Source organism: Acetobacter cibinongensis (genome assembly GCF_000963925.1).
Classification (GTDB): Bacteria; Pseudomonadota; Alphaproteobacteria; order Acetobacterales; family Acetobacteraceae; genus Acetobacter; species Acetobacter cibinongensis.
Genome location: NZ_BAMV01000016.1, coordinates 54,616 through 74,862, shown reverse-complemented (window position 1 = coordinate 74,862; position 20,247 = coordinate 54,616). Strand labels below are relative to the sequence as shown.

The 20,247-nt window shown below is 55.0% G+C and carries 24 protein-coding genes and 1 tRNA gene; 4 read left to right on the top strand and 21 right to left on the bottom strand.

Annotated features, from left to right (window positions below):
- Positions 1–126 precede the first annotated feature (126 nt).
- Positions 127–1,260 (top strand): AI-2E family transporter, encoded by a 1,134-nt coding sequence (locus Abci_RS08760; RefSeq protein ID WP_048838782.1) that lies wholly within the window; start codon positions 127–129, stop codon positions 1,258–1,260.
- 75 nt (positions 1,261–1,335) lie between these two features.
- On the opposite strand, the gene Abci_RS08755 is transcribed toward Abci_RS08760, so the two are convergent.
- The 7 genes from Abci_RS08755 to Abci_RS08725 form a co-directional block, all read right to left on the bottom strand.
- Positions 1,336–1,409: transfer RNA gene (locus Abci_RS08755), tRNA-Pro, on the bottom strand.
- Positions 1,410–1,472: 63 nt separating this feature from the next.
- Positions 1,473–2,354: a MerR family transcriptional regulator gene (locus Abci_RS14165; RefSeq protein WP_244877633.1), complete on the bottom strand. Its 882-nt coding sequence runs from the start codon at positions 2,352–2,354 to the stop codon at positions 1,473–1,475.
- Positions 2,347–2,703 (bottom strand): integration host factor subunit alpha, encoded by a 357-nt coding sequence (locus Abci_RS08745; RefSeq protein ID WP_261766338.1) that lies wholly within the window; start codon positions 2,701–2,703, stop codon positions 2,347–2,349. The genes Abci_RS14165 and Abci_RS08745 overlap by 8 nt, the downstream gene beginning before the upstream one ends.
- Positions 2,704–2,741: 38 nt before the next feature.
- Positions 2,742–3,707, bottom strand: coding sequence for a beta-ketoacyl-ACP synthase III (locus Abci_RS08740; RefSeq protein ID WP_048838780.1), 966 nt, complete (start codon positions 3,705–3,707; stop codon positions 2,742–2,744).
- A 69-nt stretch (positions 3,708–3,776) separates the two neighbouring features.
- Positions 3,777–4,883 carry a phosphate acyltransferase PlsX gene (gene plsX / locus Abci_RS08735; RefSeq protein WP_048838779.1) on the bottom strand — a complete coding sequence of 369 codons (1,107 nt, stop codon included), beginning with the start codon at positions 4,881–4,883 and terminating at the stop codon, positions 3,777–3,779.
- A 93-nt stretch (positions 4,884–4,976) separates the two neighbouring features.
- Positions 4,977–5,180: a 50S ribosomal protein L32 gene (gene rpmF / locus Abci_RS08730; protein WP_048838778.1), complete on the bottom strand. Its 204-nt coding sequence runs from the start codon at positions 5,178–5,180 to the stop codon at positions 4,977–4,979.
- Positions 5,181–5,341: 161 nt separating this feature from the next.
- Positions 5,342–5,896 carry a YceD family protein gene (locus Abci_RS08725; RefSeq protein WP_048838777.1) on the bottom strand — a complete coding sequence of 185 codons (555 nt, stop codon included), beginning with the start codon at positions 5,894–5,896 and terminating at the stop codon, positions 5,342–5,344.
- A 273-nt stretch (positions 5,897–6,169) separates the two neighbouring features.
- Here Abci_RS08725 and Abci_RS08720 point away from each other — a divergent pair, with 273 nt between their 5' ends.
- Positions 6,170–6,727: an outer membrane protein assembly factor BamE gene (locus tag Abci_RS08720; RefSeq protein WP_084597604.1), complete on the top strand. Its 558-nt coding sequence runs from the start codon at positions 6,170–6,172 to the stop codon at positions 6,725–6,727.
- Between the two features lie 35 nt (positions 6,728–6,762).
- Here the strand turns inward: Abci_RS08720 and Abci_RS08715 are convergent, their stop codons facing one another.
- The 5 genes from Abci_RS08715 to def are packed head-to-tail and all read right to left on the bottom strand — an operon-like array spanning position 6,763 to position 10,638.
- Positions 6,763–8,145: an ATP-binding protein gene (locus Abci_RS08715; RefSeq protein WP_048838776.1), complete on the bottom strand. Its 1,383-nt coding sequence runs from the start codon at positions 8,143–8,145 to the stop codon at positions 6,763–6,765.
- A 5-nt stretch (positions 8,146–8,150) separates the two neighbouring features.
- Positions 8,151–8,882, bottom strand: a complete 732-nt coding sequence (locus Abci_RS08710; RefSeq protein WP_048838775.1) for a response regulator — start codon at positions 8,880–8,882, stop codon at positions 8,151–8,153.
- Positions 8,872–9,399, bottom strand: coding sequence for a MarR family winged helix-turn-helix transcriptional regulator (locus tag Abci_RS08705; protein ID WP_048838774.1), 528 nt, complete (start codon positions 9,397–9,399; stop codon positions 8,872–8,874). The genes Abci_RS08710 and Abci_RS08705 overlap by 11 nt, the downstream gene beginning before the upstream one ends.
- Before the next feature lie 16 nt (positions 9,400–9,415).
- Positions 9,416–10,111 carry a ubiquinone biosynthesis protein COQ9 gene (locus Abci_RS08700; protein ID WP_048838773.1) on the bottom strand — a complete coding sequence of 232 codons (696 nt, stop codon included), beginning with the start codon at positions 10,109–10,111 and terminating at the stop codon, positions 9,416–9,418.
- Entirely contained in the window at positions 10,108–10,638 is a 531-nt protein-coding gene (gene def / locus Abci_RS08695) for a peptide deformylase (RefSeq protein ID WP_048838772.1), read from the bottom strand. Before def ends, Abci_RS08700 begins: the two co-directional genes overlap by 4 nt.
- A 202-nt stretch (positions 10,639–10,840) precedes the next feature.
- On the opposite strand from def, the gene rpsU reads away from it, so the two are divergent.
- Positions 10,841–11,044, top strand: coding sequence for a 30S ribosomal protein S21 (gene rpsU / locus Abci_RS08690; RefSeq protein ID WP_006557524.1), 204 nt, complete (start codon positions 10,841–10,843; stop codon positions 11,042–11,044).
- A 77-nt stretch (positions 11,045–11,121) separates the two neighbouring features.
- Here the strand turns inward: rpsU and Abci_RS08685 are convergent, their stop codons facing one another.
- Together Abci_RS08685 and Abci_RS08680 are read right to left on the bottom strand one after the other, a co-directional pair.
- Complete coding sequence (locus tag Abci_RS08685) at positions 11,122–11,412, bottom strand: AzlD family protein (RefSeq protein WP_048838863.1); 291 nt, start codon at positions 11,410–11,412, stop codon at positions 11,122–11,124.
- Entirely contained in the window at positions 11,409–12,116 is a 708-nt protein-coding gene (locus Abci_RS08680) for an AzlC family ABC transporter permease (protein WP_244877632.1), read from the bottom strand. Before Abci_RS08680 ends, Abci_RS08685 begins: the two co-directional genes overlap by 4 nt.
- A 134-nt stretch (positions 12,117–12,250) precedes the next feature.
- Here Abci_RS08680 and Abci_RS08675 point away from each other — a divergent pair, with 134 nt between their 5' ends.
- Positions 12,251–12,715 carry an Lrp/AsnC family transcriptional regulator gene (locus tag Abci_RS08675; protein WP_048838770.1) on the top strand — a complete coding sequence of 155 codons (465 nt, stop codon included), beginning with the start codon at positions 12,251–12,253 and terminating at the stop codon, positions 12,713–12,715.
- A gap of 69 nt (positions 12,716–12,784) precedes the next feature.
- Here the strand turns inward: Abci_RS08675 and Abci_RS08670 are convergent, their stop codons facing one another.
- From Abci_RS08670 to rimM, 7 genes are all read right to left on the bottom strand, one after another.
- Positions 12,785–14,905, bottom strand: coding sequence for a prolyl oligopeptidase family serine peptidase (locus Abci_RS08670; protein ID WP_048838769.1), 2,121 nt, complete (start codon positions 14,903–14,905; stop codon positions 12,785–12,787).
- Positions 14,906–15,109: 204 nt separating this feature from the next.
- On the bottom strand, positions 15,110–16,228 hold the full coding sequence (leuB, locus tag Abci_RS08665) for a 3-isopropylmalate dehydrogenase (RefSeq protein ID WP_048838768.1): 1,119 nt from the start codon (positions 16,226–16,228) through the stop codon (positions 15,110–15,112).
- Between the two features lie 17 nt (positions 16,229–16,245).
- Positions 16,246–16,869, bottom strand: coding sequence for a 3-isopropylmalate dehydratase small subunit (gene leuD, locus Abci_RS08660; protein WP_048838767.1), 624 nt, complete (start codon positions 16,867–16,869; stop codon positions 16,246–16,248).
- The gene (leuC, locus tag Abci_RS08655; protein ID WP_048838766.1) at positions 16,869–18,272 is read right to left on the bottom strand and encodes a 3-isopropylmalate dehydratase large subunit; all 1,404 of its coding nucleotides are present in this window, start codon (positions 18,270–18,272) and stop codon (positions 16,869–16,871) included. Before leuC ends, leuD begins: the two co-directional genes overlap by 1 nt.
- Before the next feature lie 258 nt (positions 18,273–18,530).
- Positions 18,531–18,917: a 50S ribosomal protein L19 gene (gene rplS / locus Abci_RS08650; RefSeq protein ID WP_048838765.1), complete on the bottom strand. Its 387-nt coding sequence runs from the start codon at positions 18,915–18,917 to the stop codon at positions 18,531–18,533.
- 14 nt (positions 18,918–18,931) lie between these two features.
- Positions 18,932–19,681: a tRNA (guanosine(37)-N1)-methyltransferase TrmD gene (gene trmD / locus Abci_RS08645; RefSeq protein ID WP_048838764.1), complete on the bottom strand. Its 750-nt coding sequence runs from the start codon at positions 19,679–19,681 to the stop codon at positions 18,932–18,934.
- The gene (gene rimM, locus Abci_RS08640; RefSeq protein ID WP_048838763.1) at positions 19,678–20,229 is read right to left on the bottom strand and encodes a ribosome maturation factor RimM; all 552 of its coding nucleotides are present in this window, start codon (positions 20,227–20,229) and stop codon (positions 19,678–19,680) included. The genes trmD and rimM overlap by 4 nt, the downstream gene beginning before the upstream one ends.
- Between the last annotated feature and the right edge of the window lie 18 nt (positions 20,230–20,247).

Here is a 20,247-nt window from a genome sequence, read left to right as displayed (position 1 = left end):
AGGACGTAACTATGCTATCTAATACAGAATGCCTATCTCTATTCGTGCTGGTCCTCCACTCTGGAAAAGCACAAAACACTGACACAAAATAAGTCATCGCTCAGGCCAAAGGGAGTTTCATCAGGAATGCAAGACACCACGCCACAGGCCAAGATTTCCGGGCCGCCGCGCTGCACTCTTGTCAAGGCCAGCCACCGCTCCCGCAGGGGGCAAGAGATTGCGCGCAATGTTCTGGCGTTTTTCATCCTGGCCATTGCTCTCTACACCATTCGCGGTTTTATGCCGGCACTCATGTGGGGATGTGTTTTTGCGGTTGCCACGTGGCCGCTTTACACGCGGGCGCAGCTCTTCTGGCCCAAAGCAGCAAAAGGCTTATTACTTCCGTTCCTGTTTACCGCTGCCATGACCCTTATTTTTGTCATTCCGCTTCTGCTTATTACACTGGAAGCCGTGGGAGAGGCCCAGAGCGCCTTGAGCTGGCTGGAAAAAGCACGACAAACCGGTGTGCCTGTTCCCGAAGCCATCTCTCACCTGCCCTTCGGTCGCCAAACCTTGACGCAATGGTGGCAGGCCCACCTTGCCAACCCTAAAGACGTTTCCGGCCTTGTCGGTGCACTTGATAGTAAAGGCATGGCCGTTACCAAGGCGGTTGGCGCACAGGTTGCGCACAGAGGTACCTTGTTCTGCTTTTCTATCGTGACTTTGTTTTTCCTCTACAAGGACGGCTCTTCGGTGGTCCACCAGTGCCGCATTGCGTCACGCCGCGCTTTTGGCCGCAGAGGTGAAATTGTTGCCCGCCAGATTGTTGCGTCCATACATGGCACGGTGCAAGGCCTTGTTCTGGTGGGTATTGCCGAAGGCGTACTCATGGGTTTTGTCTATTTTCTGTGCGGCGCCCCGCATCCGGCCTTGTTCGGGGTTATTACCGGTGTTGCTGCCATGATCCCCTTTTGCGCCATGATCGCCATAGGGTTTGTCTCTCTGCTCATTCTGGCGCAAGGCGCATCAATGGCGGGCATTATTGCATTCTGCATTGGTGCAATTGTCATTTTTGTCGCAGATCACTTTATCCGCCCCGTCCTGATTGGCGGCAGCACGAAACTGCCCTTCCTATGGGTGCTTTTGGGTATTCTGGGAGGAGCTGAAACGTGGGGGCTGTTGGGGCTATTTGTTGGCCCCGCCGCCATGGCTGCGCTCGACCTTGTATGGCGCCGCTGGACTGTTGGGAGTTCCCGCCGCCAAAACCAGATAGAGACCTGACAACAAAAAAGGGTGTTCATTAAGAACACCCACAGCACTTTCTTATTGTAAGGAAAGTCTCAAGCAAACAAGATATCGGGCAGGCGGGATTCGAACCCACGACCCCCAGTCCCCCAGACTGATGCGCTACCAGACTGCGCTACTGCCCGTTTGCTTGGTGAAGAGGTCTTTAGCAGCCTCTCCAGAAAGGCACAAGTCACCCTTTCTCTTTTTTATGCAGAAAGACGCTGCCTTAAAGACTGCAACTCAACCAGAATATCCTCAAGATCCTCGCGCAAACGCTGATTTGCTTGCTTCAGTTCCGCAACCTCTACAGCCTGCGTCTCATTAACAGACGAAGACACTGCGTGAGGTTCTGCCTGCGCTTCCTCGGCAGAAGAATCCTCTTCGGACTGCAAGGATTCTACCGTTGCCTCAGACAAAACGGGAAGAGAATCTTCTGATGAAGATGATGTATCGTCCTGCTCTGCTACAGGGGGCGCATCAGTAACGACTGCACCCTCTCCGTAATGCCCAAGCGTGTGCTCAGTTGTGCTATCTTCAACATAATGAGCGCCTGCATGAACGAGCGTATCTTCGCTTGCCGCACGATCGCCCTGCTCTGCCTGAGTATCTGTCACGTCCCAAGCAGAAAGAGAGGCTTCTTCTGCAATATCATTTTCCGGCTGCGCAATGCGGCCACCATCCACGACCTCACCGACAGAAAAATCATCCGATGCGCCCGAAGAAATGGGATGTTCAGCCGTTGCATCAGGCATCTCTGGCTCTGCACTGACCAGAGGCTGTTCGCCCTCTCGCAAAAGGCGTTGAACGCCTTTAACGGTGTAGCCTTTTTGATACAAAAGATCGGCTATGTATTTCAGGAGATCAATGTCGGACGGACGATAATAACGCCGCCCACCGCCCCGTTTAAGCGGACGGACCTGTTCAAAACGCGTTTCCCAAAACCGTAAAACGTGCTGAGGGACATGCAACTCATCAGCGACTTCGCTAATGGTCCGAAAAGCGTTCGGACCTTTTTCCGAGTGCAGAAATTCTTCTTCGACCGAAGGCACGTTCTCGGCTTCAATCGGCTGTAAATTAGGGTCAGTCATTATCATCTTCAAAGCCTGCATCAACAGACTCATGGTTTACTTGTGCACGGAGAAGCTGACTTGGTCGAAAGACCAGCACAGAACGGGGCAATATTGGCACTTCCTCCCCCGTTTTGGGATTACGCCCACTCCGTTGGCCTTTCTGGCGAACAGAGAACGTCCCGAAACCACTGATTTTCACACTCTCCCCCTCTTCAAGGGCGAGCATCACCGTTTCCAGAATATCTTCCAGAAAAACGGCTGAATCTTTCCGGGACAGCCCAACCTGCTGATAGATAGTTTCTACCAGAGACGCACGCGTGACAGTTTCCATAGCCCTGAGCCTAGCATGTAAAAAAGGGCCGTCAATTCACTCCGTGTGACAAGTAGGCCATCACGCCAGAAAAATTACATCCGCGCGAGGGCAGAGCCCCACGTCAAGCCGCCACCCAATGCTTCCATCAGCACCAGATCTCCCTTTTTGATGCGGCCATCACGCACTGCTTCATCAAGCGCCAAGGGAATCGATGCGGCGGAAGTATTGGCATGACGATCAACGGTCACCACCACCTGTTCTGGCGGCAAACCAAGCTTTTTACCAACGCCTTCAATAATACGGATGTTGGCTTGATGCGGCACCAGCCAAGAAACATCACTGTAGGACAGGCCTTCAGCCTCCAGCGCTTCATCCACTGAAGAAGAAAGTTTAGCTACGGCGTGCCGAAACACATCACGCCCGTTCATTTTTAAGTGACCACTCATCTCTGGGCGGCCGACTGCGCCATCAACATACAGCAGGTCCCCTGCCGTACCGTCAGAATGAAGATGTGTTGACAGAATACCAGCCTCACCAGCCTGATCTGTACCAGACAGAACAACCGCGCCTGCGCCGTCACCAAACAGCACACAGGTCCCGCGGTCTGACCAGTCAACAATACGAGAATAGACCTCGCTGCCAATGACCAGCACGTTGCGGGCCAAACCGGAGCGAATAAAAGAATCGGCTGTAGAAAGCGCAAAAATGAAGCCGGAACAGGCCGCGGCAATATCAAAGCCGAAGCCCTGCGTCATACCCAGTTCAGCCTGAATGCGGACAGCAGTGGCTGGGAAAGCCTGATCTGGCGTGGAGGTTCCAACGATAACCGCATCAATATCTGTGGCAGCCAGACCGGCATACTCCAGCGCACGGCTGGCCGCTTTTGCCCCCATGCTGGCTGCCGTATCGTCAGGGCCAGCAATATGACGGCGGGAGATACCGGTACGGGTTTTTATCCATTCGTCAGAGGTCTCAAGCCGGGCTGCCAGTTCATCGTTAGTTACGACCCGATCCGGCAGAAAGCTGCCAAACCCTACCAGGAGCGAACGTCTCGCCATCTCTGTTCTTTCATTATCCAGCCGCTTACGCCAACACCAGTTATGGGCGAAGCTCTGCGTACGTGTGCCTCAGGACGCTATAACTGCTGGTTCGCGCTCTGCAACACTCTGCTGATGGGAAAGAAGCGCCCCCATGTGGGACAAACGCTCACGAATACCATCGTTGAAACCATGCGTTACCATGTCCATGGCGACATCAACGGCAGCGGCAAAACCTTCGGCGTCTGTGCCACCGTGAGATTTTACAACAACACCATTTAAACCAACGAATACAGCGCCGTTATAGCGGCGCGGGTCTAGCCACTCCTTCATTCGCTCCAAACCGGGGCGAACCAGAAGGTAGCCAAGCTTGGCCACCAGGCTGCGACTAAAGACCTGACGCAGGAGCGTGGTGGCCATTTTCAGCGCACCCTCACCCGTCTTGAGCGCAACATTGCCTGTAAAACCGTCTGTCACCACCACATCGGTGGTGCCTGCGGTAATATCATGCCCTTCAACAAACCCATGAAACTGGGATGCCAGAGGGCTTTCACGCAGGACTTCGGAAGCAATGCGCAGCTTCTCGTCACCCTTCAGTTCTTCAGAACCGATGTTAAGAAGGCCGATACGGGGGGCGGGCAAGCCTAGTACGGCTTTTGCAAACGCCTCTCCCATAACCGCAAATTCTACGAGATTACGCCAGTCACAGACCACATTGGCCCCGAGGTCGAGCATGACCACATCGCCTTTAATGGTAGGACTGATAGCTGCCATGGCAGGGCGTGAAATGCCAGGCAGGGTTTTGACCACTATTTTGGCCAAGGCAAGCATGGCACCACTATTGCCGGCAGAAACAACGCCACGAGCCTTACCGCTTGCAACAGCATCCATCCCCAGACGCATGGAAGACTTCCGGACCCGCAGGGCCGCAGTTGGCTTCATGTCCATGGGGATGGACTCATCTGTATGCCAGATGGTGCAGATGGCTTCTGCTTTCGGGTGCCTGGCAAGCAGCGGGCGAAGCTTTGCTTCATCGCCCGTCAGAAGCACACGCATACCGGGGTGACGATCAGCAGCGATGGCGAGTCCGGCAACGACCACATCGGGAGCCCCGTCCCCACCCATTCCGTCCACAGCCAGGCTGAAAGCCTCGCTTTGCTCTGAAGGGGAAGTTTCTGGAATCTCTCTATTGCTCATGCCTGCTTCTCTGCCATGCCGCAGATGCCCACTCCTATACGTGCTATGCGCCCTTAACAGTCATGACAACAGATCAAAGGCACTCACCTGAAATCAGGCGCGAACAGCAACTTTCAGTGCTTTGCCTGCGGCAATCACTTCACGACCATCATAGTGGCCGCAGTGGCTGCAGATGTTGTGCGGGCGCTTCAGTTCACCGCAGTTTGAGCATTCAGCGAAAGCTTCAGCAGTCAGAGCCTGATGGCTGCGACGCATGCCACGGCGTGAAGGCGAGGTTTTTCTTTTAGGTACAGCCATGGGCCCGAGCCCCTCCAAAACAATTCTTTAGCGACTGCACACAGCACAGAATGCCGTGCAGCAGACAAACAAAACAGGTTTATTAACCAGATTGAGCGCGGGCTGTAGCAGAGAGCTGTTGCTTTCGCAAGCAACAGCTCAAGAAAACCCGTGTTTGCACATTAGCTATCTTTACGGCGCAACCGTTCAAGTTGAGCAAACGGATTAACGCGCTCTGCCTGCGCTTCTTCACGCGCTCTTTTTTCTACCTCTTCTTCCTTCATGACAACCCCTTTGGGTAGTTTGGCATCTGGAGCATGCGGATAGAGAGGCAAATCCAGGGCAAACTGTTCAATCGCAGCTTCACCAAGATCAACGGAGTCTCCTTCGTAGGGGATCTGGTCGATGGCCTCCAGATCAGGCTCTCCGCTCTCCTCAAAATGTTCTTCAGGCACAAATTCTACCGTAAAGGAGCCTGCCAGCACGTCCTCAAAAGGTTCAAGGGTCACAACGCAGTTCTGCTTGAAGCGTGCTGCCAGAGCGCCCTGAGCTGTCACCACATTCCGCCGGCCTACCTGCAACTGGTATTTGCAACGCAGCAGGCTGACTTCAGGCAAATTCAAGCGGGCGGCAATCTGCACGCACTCTTCAGCCGTGGCTTCCACTGTAATAGAAAGACCGCCAACTCCGATTCGGCGTACTGCGGTAGGGCGGGAAAATTCGGACTTAGGAGCCATGTAAACCTCCTGAAAAACACCAGCATGAGAGACGGCGCGGCATACGTCACACCTCACGAACAGGTAAGGCACGGTTCATGCCGTATCATAAAGTAAGGGTACCGTAAGACCTTGATGTGCATTTTTGCGGCAAAAACGAAGGCATGTGGTATTCAGTAATTGACGCACCGCGCCCGTTGGGGCATCCGACAAGGGAGCTATACCTTTTTGCAAGAGGGTACAGCCATGCGTTTGATGACCAATGACCGCACAACCCGGGGTGCCCGACAGACCATGATGCAGCAACGCTCACACACAATGGCGCGTCTTCGTAAAGCTGGCAGCCTTCTTGCTGCCCTTGGCGTTCTGTCTGGCTGTGCAGTCTTCCGTCCCACACCCATTCCGCGTGGCTCGCTGGTTGAAGCAGATGACTACAACCAGCTTATTCCGGGCACCAGCACGCGGGCGGATGCCGTTGACCTTCTAGGGTCATCCACAACGCGTGGCGCGTTTGATGACAACACATGGATTTATATTTCCATGACAACCTATCTCCGCCCCATGGATTTTCCGGGCGTGAAGAAACAGCAGGTTGTTGTGCTTAAGTTCAATCAGGCCGGTACGCTGGACAGCCTGCGCACCCTGAGCCGGAAAGATGCACGCCCGGTTGCCATGATCAGTCAGGTTACCCCCACACCGGGCACCAGCATCAATATTCTTCAGCAAATTCTGGGTAACGTGGGCCGTTACAACCCCATGCAGAACCTTATGGGCGCTGGCAGCACCACGGGCACAGGCATGATGGGGCAGAACTCCGGCCCCGGCCACTTTGGTTCCGGTAACTCTCTCTAAAATATCCTGAGACCGTAAGCGCAGCCCCGCTGCGTTTACGGCAGAATAATTCTTACACGCAAACCGCCCTGCGGCGAGGTCGAGAGCTCCATCTCCCCGCCATGGGCCCGCACGATGTCTCGCGCAATGGTCAGGCCAAGCCCTGTCCCACCGCTTCTACCGCCGCTCTCAAAAGCCCTGAAAACAGCAGCGTGCTGCTCCGCCCGTATGCCGGGTCCGTCATCATCCACCAGCAGACATATCCCTTCCGGGATGACACGCGCCTTAAGCGTAATGCCGCCCCCATGCCTGCGGGCGTTATCCAGCAAATTCATGAGTGCACGGCGCATGGCATCTGGCCGCATGACGGCCTGCAAGTCCTTCTGGACACTGACAGCATAAACGGTCGCCCCCGCCCGCCGTGCAGCAAACACTACATCATGCAGGAAAGGGGCTACTTCAACCGGCACGGGTGTTTCCGCCCCTTCCCCGCGCGCGAAGGAGAGGTAACTGTCGATCATGTGTTCCATCTCGACCACATCGCCAATCATGTCCTCCACGTCTTCCTTGAGGGCCTCCGCCTGTACGGTTCCCCTCTGTGGTATCATGGCCAAAGACAGACGAATGCGGGTCAAAGGTGTTCTCAAATCATGCGAGACACCAGCAAGAACCCCGGTACGCTGGGACACAAAGCGGAAAATCCGGTCCTGCATCCGGTTAAAGGCTATCGCTGCCTTCCGAACCTCCTGCGCCCCTTCTGGCTTGATTGGCCCTATATCCCGCCCCAAACCAAATTGCTCCGCAGCATGGGCCAGCCGGCGGATAGCCCGCACCTGATTACGCATAAACAGGCTGGCAATGGTGAAAAGCAGTAAGGAACTGCCCAGCGCCCACGCCACAAAAAGCCAGATCTGGCCCATATCCAACCGTTTACGAGGGGCCTCCACCTCCAGCACACCGTCACTGAGCTGAATGGAGATCAGCACCGTATGCGGGTCATTATGCCAGTTTATGAAAAACGGTTTGTCGATTGTTTCTTGCAGAGCATGCGCCAGGTCTTCATCCATCGGGCCTAGAACATGATTGAACCCTGTCCGCCGCAGTCGTGCATTGGGCTTCCATGTCTCAACAAGCAGCAAATGGTCCCGCGCCTGCGCCACAAACCATTGTTTGTCGCTCTGTTTTTGCAGTTTTTCCAACGCATTGAGGGACAGAACTATTTCGGCCGCCACAGCACTGGAAAGGCGGCGGGAGGCAACCTTAAGAAAATTACCGTAAAAAAGTTCGAGAGAAATGGCCTGCGTAATCAGCAAAGGTATGAAGACGATCAGCAAGGAGCGTCCCAGCAGGGAGCGCGGCAAAACCCGACGCACGGATTTTTCCACCCTGCGGGACTGGAGAACCTTGCGGGGAAAATAATGGAACGTCTGCCACCCCATGGGGGTTACTGCACACCGGGCTTGAGCACATAACCCCGGCCCCGAATGGTGTGAAGAAAGCGTGGTTCGCGCGGGTCAGGTTCTATACGACGGCGGAGCCGTGTGACCTGTACGTCCACGGCGCGTTCTCCAATTTCCGCCATATCAAGGGCACGAGCAATTTCATCCCGCGTGAAAACGTCATTGGGTCTGCGGGCCAGCACGGACAAAAGTGCCGCCTCCCCGCCAGTAAGGTGAATATTACCTTCCGGGCCGGATAAAAGAGCTCTCACCGGGTCAAACTCTTTATCCCCCAGCCGAATAATACGCAGATTATCGGCTGCGGGAGCAGGAGCAAGCCGCCGCAGGTGAGCTTTTAGCCGTAACAGCAGCTCGCGTGGCTCAAATGGTTTGCCCAGATAATCATCTGCCCCTGCCTCCAGACCAGAGATGCGGTCTTCCGGTTCGCCACGGGCTGTCAGCAGAATAACCGGAAATTCCTGCCGCGCTTCACGCAGGGCACGGGTTAATTCCAACCCATCTTCTCCCGGCATGGTCACATCCAGCACCATAGCGTCTGGCTGGATCCCACCCAGAGCTTTCCGGGCTTCCGCAGCATTGGCGGCAACACTGACTCTCAGCCCGTTTTCGGAAAGATAGCGCTGCAACAGCCGCCTGAGCCGTGCATCATCATCCACAACGATAACGTGAGGGGCTGTACCTTCTTCGTATGTAAAATCGTGCGGATTATGCGCCATGACGTCCCTTCTTTCGCGCTGTACCTTCATCAGCCACCAGAGCACGACTGCTTTCCGAGAGCATCCCCCACATGACGCGACGGAACCCCTCAACAGCAGCGCCACCTGCCTCCCGGTAAGCGCCCATCAAACGGTGCTTTGCCGCAGCAAAAAGCTCAGCCTCAACAGTCTGGCCTGCTTTGCTCAAACGTAAAAGCTTTTGCCTCCGGTCACGCAGGCAGGACTCGCTTTCAAGGTAGCCGCGCTCCTGCATTTCCCCCAACGTACGGCCAAGGCTTTGCTTGGTTACGCCTAAAATGTCCTGCAGGCGGCTGACAGGAATGCGGGGGCTGAAGGCCAACACCTGCAATACCCTATAATGCGCCCGGCCAATGCCATGCTCTTCCAGAATCGGAGATACGGCTTCCGCCATATCGCGCCCGGCCAGAAACATCATGGTTTGAGCAAGACGAATCTGCTCTTCCCGTAAAAAGAGCAGCCCTGCACCAGCTTCATCCGTTGGGCGATACCCGCTCATGCTCAGATCCAGTTTTTTAGGCTGCTTCAGCAGAGGTGGCGGTATGAACAGAGCTAGGCTCAGGCCGCATAAACACGCCCAACAGGCGCGTTTTGAGTTTGCCTATCCGCAGAACGCCAGCAAGCCGGTGCTCAACAAACCGCGCCATATCAGCCTCGTTCTGCCCTCTGGCCAGCCAGAACAGAAGGGTTGCCGCATATACGCTTCCCAACGTCAGGCGCTTGGTCACGTAGGTGACGCCGGAAGACTCATCCTGCGCGGCCTGCCAGATGGCGTTAACGGTCCGCAACATGCTGCGCCGCAAAGCCCCCCCGGCGCAGGGGGCTGCCAGCACGCCAAAACCGCTTCTGGCTCCAGTACGCATGGCTCTATCAACCGGCAGACGTAGCAGGAGCGCCTGCTTAACCCGCTGGCTCAAGCGCTCTTCCTCACAACTCAGCATGGCGGAAAGCATGTCCCGGTCACACAGGTCAGACCAGGATTCAACCATCTCTACCGGCCCACCGGGAAACAGCAGGTCAGCCTCCGGTCCGGCAACGTCCCGCAATGTGGCCATCCGCCACCCGCGTTCCCCTGCAACAGCGGCCACTTTACGCAGGGCTTCATCCCGCACAGCATCCCGCTCCAGCGGGGCTGGCATACTGCTTGCTGCCAGTCCTGCGACTGCAAAAGAAATTGCCTGCTGTATTTTCAGCCCAGCCGAAACATTCATGCCCTTACCCCGTACCGTACCATTTCCGCCTCAAAACCAAGACGGCCTAAATCTGTCATGCGCATGGGATAGAGAATCCCGTCCAAATGGTCCATTTCATGCTGCATAACGTGCGCCCGGAAACCAGAAGCCACACCGTTAATGCGTTTGCCAGCCTCGTCATAGCCCGCATAACGGACCCGCTTGTAACGCGGCACTTGCCCGCGCAAACCGGGAATAGACAGGCACCCTTCCACCCTTGGGATCATCTCATCATCCACCGGCTCAAGCTCAGGGTTGAGAATAATCTGGACATCAAGGGCCGGATCATCTTCTCCCTCACTACGGGCCTGCGGCACGGAGTAGAGAAAAAGCCTTTTTGAAACATGCACTTGTGGCCCCGCAAGCCCAACACCACCTGCATCCGCCAATGTCTCTCTCATATCAGAGATAAGGCGCTGGATGTCCGGTGCCGTAACGTCCTCAATTTGGGTCGCCCGTTGGAGTAGAACCGGGTGACCCATACGTGCAATTTTAAGAATGGCCATGTTTCTCTCCTTCTTGCAGCCGCACTCTGTCACAAGAGTTTGTTGATAAGAAGCAAGAACGAATTGTGTCTTTCCGCAAGCCCGTGTTATAGAGGCCGCCAATAGAGGAATCGGCATGTGCCTTGCGTGCTGCCTGCTCCTTTTTTTATATCACTTCAAAACCGGGGTAACCGGGTTTTCTGAAACAGGGGTTAGTGACCAAGTGCACGTTCTCGTCCGTGACAACAATGTCGATCAGGCTCTAAAGGCACTCAAAAAGAAAATGCAGCGCGAAGGCATTTTCCGCGAAATGAAGCTGCGCCGCCACTTTGAAAAGCCGTCTGAGCGTAAAGCTCGTGAGTCTGCTGAGGCAGTTCGTCGCGCTCGCAAGATGGAACGCAAGCGCCTGGAACGCGAAGGCTTCTAAGCCTTCCCTTCAGGGATCAAAAAAAGGGCCGGACCACCACATGGTGTCCGGCCTTTTTCTTTGTCTAGCTGCCAACCTTAACTTGGCAGTATCATACGGAAGAACCAGCCGCTCCCAATCCCTACCAAAACGGTAACCAGTAACGAGCAACGCATAGCCGCTACGAGTGTCACGGTCAGCGCCAGTAAATCTGCCATCCGGCCTGAGGCAAAATCAGGCGCGAGTACGGCTATCAACACGCAGCCGGGCGCTGCTTCCATTACTTTGGCTGTGCGGGGCGCAATATGCTGCCGGTTTAACAAGAGATAGCCGCCAATACGCGTGCAATATGTGGCAAGAGCCATCAATAACAGGGTGAGAACAGTCATGACCGTGCCTGCACCCATGCAACCGCTCCGCCTGACACTGCTCCCAGCGGGACGTACCAGCCTTTAGGTAAAACCATATAAGCGGCAACGGCCACGCCAAGACTGACACCCCACGGCAAAGCCGAAGCCATGCCTTTCCACATACCGCGCAGCAATACAAAAAATACTGCTGGAAAAGCCATATCAAAACCGTATCGGCTCACGTCTCCCATAATCGGTCCGGCAACCGCCCCTATTGCGGTACCAATGACCCAACTCATATACAGGCAGAGGGAAACACTCATATAATAAGGCAGGCTAAACCCTGTTTTACGGGCATCCGTCAGGCTTAAGGCCCATGTTTCATCACACATGAAAAACAGGCAAAAGAGCATTTTGTTGCGTGGGATAGCACGCAAATACGGTGCCAGTGCCGCACCCATAAGCAGATGACGGCTGTTTACAAGAAACGTGACGCCCACAATGAGCAGGATATGTGGGGGAGATGTCCACAACCCCACAGCGGCAAATTCCGAGCCACCTCCAAAATTCAGCCCTGTCATCATAGGCACTTCAAAGAGGGCAAAACCACGCATCCGGGCTTGCGCACCAAGCACAAGACCAAACGGAATAAAGCCCAGCATAATAGGCAAAGCAGAACGCAGACCGCGTAAGACCTCCATGCGCGTAGACGGAGGACAGTGGGAAGCAGAGGCAACCTGCACGATAGGGTTTCCAGACAGGAGAAAAAGGAGACCTGTTTATAGCAAACACCCCAAAGCAGGTGTGTGCAAAATCATCTCCAAAACTCTGAATTATTAGAGTAATATGCTAATAACTCTTTTTAGAAAGAAATTTTATGCCATCAGTCTTGGACAGAATAGATAAACGTATTTTGGCCGCGTTGCAGCGAAACGGCCGTATGAGCAATGTGGAACTGGCAAAAGAGGTTGGGCTCTCCCCTACCCCATGCCTGAGGCGTGTCCGAATGCTGGAAGACGCTGGCATTATCGACCGCTATGTTGCCTTGCTCAACCCGACAAAACTGGGTGTGACAACCACCGTATTTGTGCGCGTCTGGCTGGAAGGGCAGGATGAAGATACCGTCAGCCACTTTGTGAAAGCCATTCAGGCGTCACCAGAGGTTGTAGAGTGTCATTTAATGGCAGGTGACTGTGATTTTCTGTTGCGCGTTGTTGCAAAAAATATTGAGACCTACCGCCAGTTTCAGGCGGAGCATCTTGCTCGCGTTAAAGGGGTGCGCAGTTTAAAAACCGATATTCCCATGCAAAAAGTCAAACTATCGTGGGAAATTCCATTGTAAAATCACGTCACAAAAAAAGCCCCCTTCTTGTGAAAGGGGGCTAATTCAACGCGTAGCGTGCGTTCGGGTTTAGTGTTGTTTGTCCATTAAACGGTGAGACAGATACACTGCTTCCAGTGCTCTCTCATGCGCCACTTCTGGTGCGTTTACAGTACCGGAATGCCCACCTTCTATATCTTCATAATAGAAAAATGGCTTTTTGAACGCGTCCAGCTTCGCGGCAAACCGCCGGGCATGCACCGGCCCCACCCTATCATCGCTTGTCGCGGTAAAGATGAAAGGCGTTGGGTAGGTGACATCAGCCTTGAGGTGATGCAGCGGGGAAATCTTTTTCAGGAAGTCTGCTTCTTTCGGCACAGACATTGATCCGTACTCATCCGCCCACGATGCACCAGCAGACATGGTTTCAAAATTTTCCATATCCAGCAAAGGCACGCCTATAATAACTGCGTTCCAGAGGTCCGGATGCTGCACCATTTCAGCGCCAGCCAGCAGTCCCCCGTTAGAGCGGCCCCGAATACCCAAATGCGCCGTGCTGGTAATTTTGCGGGCCACCAGATCCTGACCAACGGCTGCAAAATCATCATACACTTTCTGGCGGCCAGACTTGCGCCCTGCTTCGTGCCATTGCGGGCCAAATTCGCCCCCGCCACGAATATTGGCAACAACATACACCCCCCCGCGCTCCAGCCAGAGCTTACCGATTTCCGGCGCATAGGTGGGTGTGTAAGAAACCTGAAAACCACCATAAGCTGTCAGCAAGGTTGGGTTGGCGCCATTCAACTTCATGTTGCGTTTATGAACAACAAAGTACGGTATCCGTGTACCATCTGGAGACTGAGCCCAGAACTGCTCCGTCTGAAGGTTAGCCGACTTGAAGCGTGCAGGCGCACTCTTAACTTTATGCGGCTGCCCGTCCTCTCCTAACAGCCAAAGCTGTTCTGGCTCAAGGTAGCTTTCAACGCTCAGGAAAGCCTTGTCGGACTGTTTGTCAGTATCAACAATATGAATGGATGCCATATCCGGCAGGTCCAAAACCTGGCCGCTCCAGGGCCGCCCTGGCTGCACGGCTGTAAAGCGCATTGCACGACCACGCACATTGTCAAACAGACTGACCAGAACAGTATTTTTGGTAACGCCAACCTGATCAATGGATTGGGATGGATCTGGCGTGAAGATAACCTCCACCCCACGTTCCGTATTTTTTGGATCTACAGAAACAAGGCTACCAGCAGGTACCAAAGGCATCCCTTCGGGCTGCCAGTCTTCCTGCACAGAGAGCACTAGACGACCTTTAAGCAGACCGTGAATTTCACTTTTTGCTGGCAGTTTCAGCCAACGCAGCGTGTCACCTTCCACTACAGCATAGTGTGACTCAAAAAACGTCTGGCTCCGCTGTATCAGAACCAGCTTGCCTCCATCCCCGTCCGTCAGTGTCATGGGGGCAACCATCATGTCTGATGGTGCGCCGCGATACACTTCCTTTTCCTGCCCCGGTGCTGCCCCACGCACCATTTTTTTCACAATGAAGGGGTAACCGGACGGCGTCAGGCTTGCGCCTTTATCATCCCACTCCCGCGCCAGCAGAACCGTGTTCTCATCCACCCAGGCTTCCTGCTGTTTGGAGCGGGAAAAGGTAAAGCCGTTAGGCACGAACTCGCCGGTGCGCGTATTGTACTCACGAAGCGTATCTGCGTCCTCTCCTCCATTGGAGAGAATGACCAGGCATTTTTCGTCTGCTGGCGCCAGACAGTCTGCGCCTTTAAAAACCCAATTTGCGTGGTCTTTGGCTGCAAGCGCATCAATGTCGAGCTTGATCTGCCAGGCCGGTGTGGTGGAGAGGTAAGACTGCTCAGACGCCGTACGCCAGATACCATGGGGATGCTGGGCATCCTGCCAGAAATTCCAGATACCACCCGCCAGCAGTTGCGGTACGGCAAGCCGGTCTGGCGCCTGAAGCACTGCTAGAGTGCTTTTGTAGAACCCTTCATAACGCTTGTCTTTTTCCAGCGTGGAGGTGGTATGGCGGTTTTGTGCCCTTACCCAGTCCAGCGCCTGCTTACCGTGAATATCGTTCAGAAAAGAAGTGTCTTTCTGCGCCCCGCCTGTTTGAGTTTCAGCATGAGCAGCCGCACCCGCCATAACCAGCGCTGATGCCGCGCACGTCAGTATCCAACGTCCCAGACGCATTAAGAATGCTCCTTATTCTGTGCATAGTGTCGCAATAATTTCAGAACTCTACCGCAAAGACCCCACGATGTCGTTGCTCATCTGAAACTATGCATATTTTTAGCTAATTCTTGGAAAAACCGTTTGAAATGGCGGCCTTGACCCTGACCGCCATGCCCCCCCCTCCCCACGTCACTGTGGAAAGGAGAAGGAGTTATGCAGGCCTTAGGCCTGCACGTTACCAAGTTCGTTCACAATTGCCGCACCCATTTCCGAGGTACTGACACGTGTTTTCCCGTCACTCATGATATCCGCAGTCCGCAAGCCTTTGGCCAGCACGGCAGACACCGCGTCTTCCACCAGCACTGCTTCGGCCTGCATGTTCAGGGAATAACGCAGCAACATGGCGAAAGAGAGTATCTGGGCAATCGGGTTGGCAATGCCCTGCCCAGCAATGTCGGGTGCACTACCATGAATGGGCTCATACAGAGCAGGACAACGGCCTTCATTATCAACCGCACCCAGGGTCGCGGAAGGCAGCATGCCGAGGCTGCCCGTCAGCATGGATGCAAGGTCTGACAGCAGGTCACCAAACAGGTTGCCTGTTACCAGAACGTCAAACTGGCGCGGGTTACGCACCAGCTGCATGGCGCAGTTATCCGCCAGCATGTGAGAGAGTTCAACGTCCCGATACTCACGGGCATGCAGGTCTGTCACAACCTCTTTCCACAGCAGGCCGCTTTCCATCACGTTGCATTTTTCAACGGAACAGACACGGTTGGACCGTTTACGCGCCAGATCAAATGCCACGCGAGCTACGCGCTCAATTTCTGCGGTGGTGTAAACTTCTGTGTTGATACCGCGCTTGCTGCCATCTGGCAGGGTTTCAATCCCGCGTGGGTTACCAAAATAGATCCCGCCCACGGTCTCACGCACGATCATGATATCCAGACCGCGCACCACATCAGGCTTCAGCGTGCTGGCATCAACCAGAGCATCAAAAACTTTTGCCGGACGCAGATTGGCAAACAGCGCCAGTTCCTGACGCAGTTTCAAGATGGCAAGCTCAGGGCGTTTGTCAAAACCCACATGGTTCCAGCGCGGGTCACCGACGGAGCCAAACAGAACAGCATCGGCCGCACGGGCTTTTTCAACCACCTCATCACGCAGTGGCTCACCGTATTGCGCCAGAGAGGCTCCGCCCACCAGGTCCTCACTGATATCAAAGGAAAGCCCGCGGTTTGCTTCCAACCAGGAAATAATATGGCGCACTTCCTGCATAACTTCCGGGCCAATACCGTCACCCGGCAGAATAAGCAGCTTTTTAGTAGGCTGGCTGGACATGGAACTCTCCAAACAGATTAATCAATGGAAATTGCAGGCATCCAGGGGCGTTCTTGCGCAACCTGGCTTTCAAACGTTTTGATCTCCCCTTCATGCTGGAGAGTCTGGCCAATATCATCCAGACCTTCCAGCAACATGTGCTTACGGAAAGGGTCAATCTCAAACGGCACTTCTTCACCATCAGGACGGATAACGACCTGACGCGGCAGATCAACCGTCAGGCGAGCATTGCTGCCCATTGCTGCATCACCCATCAGGGCGTCGCACACATCCCGCGGCAGACATACCGGCAAAATACCGTTCTTAAAGCAGTTATTGAAAAAGATATCTGCAAAAGACGGCGCAATAACGCAGCGGATGCCAAAGTCGAGCAGCGCCCATGGAGCATGCTCGCGTGAGGAACCACACCCAAGGTTCTCATGCGTGATCAGGATTTCAGCTTTACGCCACGGCACCTGGTTCAGCACAAAATCCGGGTTTTCAGAGCCATCCGGACGATAGCGCATGCTATCAAACGCATGTTTGCCCAAGCCTGTGCGCTGGGTGGTTTTCAGGAAACGTGCCGGGATAATTTTGTCTGTATCAATATTGGCTTCCGGCAGCGCCGCAGCCACAGCAGACAGAACCGTAAATTTATCCATTATGCCAGTTCCCTTACATCTGTCAGGCAGCCAGTTACAGCAGCAGCAGCAGCCATGGCAGGAGAGAGCAAGTGAGTACGCCCCCCCGGCCCCTGCCGGCCTTCAAAGTTGCGGTTGGACGTTGAGGCACAACGCTGCCCCGGTGTCAGACGGTCCGGATTCATGCCCAGGCACATGGAGCATCCAGCCTCACGCCACTCAAACCCGGCATCCAGAAAGATCTTGTCCAGACCTTCCTCTTCCGCCTGACGTTTGACCAGACCAGAGCCAGGAACAATCATGGCGCGCACGCCTTCAGCCACTTTGCGGCCCGCTGCAATATGCGCTGCGGCGCGCAGGTCTTCAATCCGACTGTTGGTGCAGGACCCTATGAACACCACATCCACAGGGGTTCCTGCAATTTTCTGGCCAGCGTCCAGCCCCATATAGTCCAGCATACGCACCATTTGAGCGCGCTTGGCTTCATCCTGTTCCAGTGCGGGGTCTGGCACTGTATCCGTAATTGCCAACACTGTTTCAGGACTGGTGCCCCATGTCAGGCTAGGGGCAATATCTTCCGCCCGTAGCGTAACTTCCTTGTCAAAATGCGCACCTTCATCCGTAGAGAGTGTGCGCCAGTATGCCACAGCCTTGTCAAAGTCATCGCCTTTGGGGGCAAAGGGACGGCCTTTTACATAGTCAAATGTGGTATCGTCTGGTGCTACCAGCCCGGCACGGGCCCCGGCTTCAATGGACATATTGCACAGGGTCATACGGCCCGCCATGTCCAGACCACGGATAGCCGAGCCAGCAAATTCCATAACATGGCCTGTGCCGCCCGCCGTGCCAACATGGCCAATAATAGCCAGCATGATGTCCTTGGCAGACACACCGGCACCGGGTGTGCCCTCAACAGTCACGCGCATGTTTTTGGCTGGACGTTGCAGGATGGTCTGCGTGGCCATCACATGCTCAACTTCCGATGTCCCGATACCAAATGCCAATGCACCCATGGCCCCATGGGTGGAAGTATGAGAATCCCCACACACAATGGTCATGCCGGGCAGAGAAATACCCTGCTCAGGCCCGACAACATGCACAATGCCCTGATTGGCGGACAACAACGGGAAATAGGGAACACCAAATTCCTTGACGTTGCGTTCCAGCGTTTCAATCTGATTACGGCTTTCCGGCTCTTCAATCGGCTGGCTGCGGTCAGAAGTAGGCACGTTATGGTCCACAACAGCCACGGTCATTTCCGGGTGGCGCAGGCGGCGGCCAGCAAGACGCAGCCCCTCAAACGCCTGCGGGCTTGTCACCTCGTGAACAAGATGACGGTCGATATAAAGGATAGAGGTACCATCCGGTAGAGTCTCGACAACGTGGTGGTCCCAGATTTTGTCGAACAACGTACGCGGCGCCATGGCCCTCCCCTTTCATGAAACGGTGCGGTTGCACAAAGAGGGTCTGGCGTTGAATTTTACCCGGCGGGCAGCACAAACGGGTGCGCGGCGTATCAACCCTTTAACAAGGGCAGGCAGGTAGAAAACAGACCTGACACTCTGGCAGATGAAAAACCCGCGCCTTCATCTTCAATACTACACAAAGACCCGGCGGGCATACGCCCAGCCGGGTTTAGTCATCAAAGCAGTCTACTTTAAATAAAGCAGGGCTGCCAGATGTTAGCCAGCAGCTGCCGGAGCTACAACGTCACGCGGACGTTCAGCAATACGGGCAGACTTACCGCTACGGCCACGCAGATAGTACAGTTTTGCACGACGCACTTTACCGCGGCGTACAACCTTAATTTCTGCAATGGTTGGTGCGTACAGCGGGAACACACGTTCCACGCCTTCACCGTTGGAGATTTTGCGCACGGTGAAGTTGCTGTTCAGACCTTTGTTGGAGCGGGCAATAACCACACCTTCAAAAGCCTGTACGCGCTTACGTTCACCTTCAACAACGCGCACGGAAACGCGCACGGTGTCACCTGCTGCAAATTCCGGCACAGCGCGTTCTGCTGAAAGACGCGCAATTTCGGCAGCTTCATACTGCTGAATGATGTTCATATCCGTATCCTTCCTCAAAGCCCAGTTTGGCGTACCTGACCGGACAGTCCGGTCGCAGCCTCATTCTTTTCCCTGCGAGCCAGCCAGGCAGACCACAGGTCCGGCCGTCTTTCCCGCGTTATCTCTTCAGCCTGTTTCTGCCGCCATGCCGCTATTGCTGCATGGTTGCCCGAGAGCAGGACTTCCGGCACGTCATGCCCCTGCCATGTGGCGGGGCGTGTGTAATGCGGGTATTCCAGCAGGCCGTCGGAAAAACTTTCCTCAACCCCACTTTCGTGGCTCCCCATTACGCCGGGTAACAGCCGGACACACGCGTCCAGCAAAACCAGAGCTGCCGTTTCTCCCCCAGACAGAACATAATCTCCTATAGAGACCTGCTCAACTGAGTGAGCGTTCAGCACACGCTCGTCCACACCTTCAAAGCGCCCGCACATAAGCACCACACCGGGGCCTTGTGCATAACGGCTGACATCCTTCTGGCGCAAAGGATAACCACGCGGTGTCATGAACACACGCGGCATCTCTTTCGGGGCATCTAGGGCCGAGAGCGCGGCATCTGCCACATCTGCCCGGATCACCATACCTGCCCCACCGCCAAATGGCGTATCATCCACCGCACGGTGCCGCCCCAACCCATGCTGCCTGAGGTCATGTGTGCGGCAGGACCACACACCTGTCTCAAGCGCACGCCCGGCCAGTGACAGCCCAAGCGGCCCCGGAAACATTTCCGGGAAAAGGGTGAGAACAGTTGCCTGCCAACTCACGCTGACGGCTCCTCCGCACTCTGTTTTACTGCCTTGCCAACACCCTGCCCTTCTTCCCCCGACACTTCAGCCGGGCGAACAACGGTCAGAACACGGTTGGCAACATCCACATGCGGCACACAGGCCCGTGTGAATGGAACGAGCAACCCGCCCTCAAGCTCCAGACTAGCCCCTGCGCCGTAGTCATGCACGATGACAACACGACCAAGAGACTGCCCTTCTTCCCGAGCCTCCATTCCAATCAGATCGGAATGGTAGAATTCTTCTTCTTCCGGCTCAGGCAGAGCATTGCGGGCAACATAAAGGCGAGTATTCACAAGTGCCTGCGCGGCTGTGCGGTCAGTTACCGGATGGTCTTGCGCATCCCGCAATTCCGCCACGCCTTCTGCTCCACGCCAACGCAGGGACCAATGCCGCCCCTGCTCATCCTGCAAGACCTCATATTCCTCAAGCGCCATTGGATCGGCTGCATAGCTGTGCACATGCACAAGGCCGCGCACACCATGTGGCCTCCCAACAACACCAATCAGAATAAGGTCTGGACGCATAATCTGGCCTGCTCGACT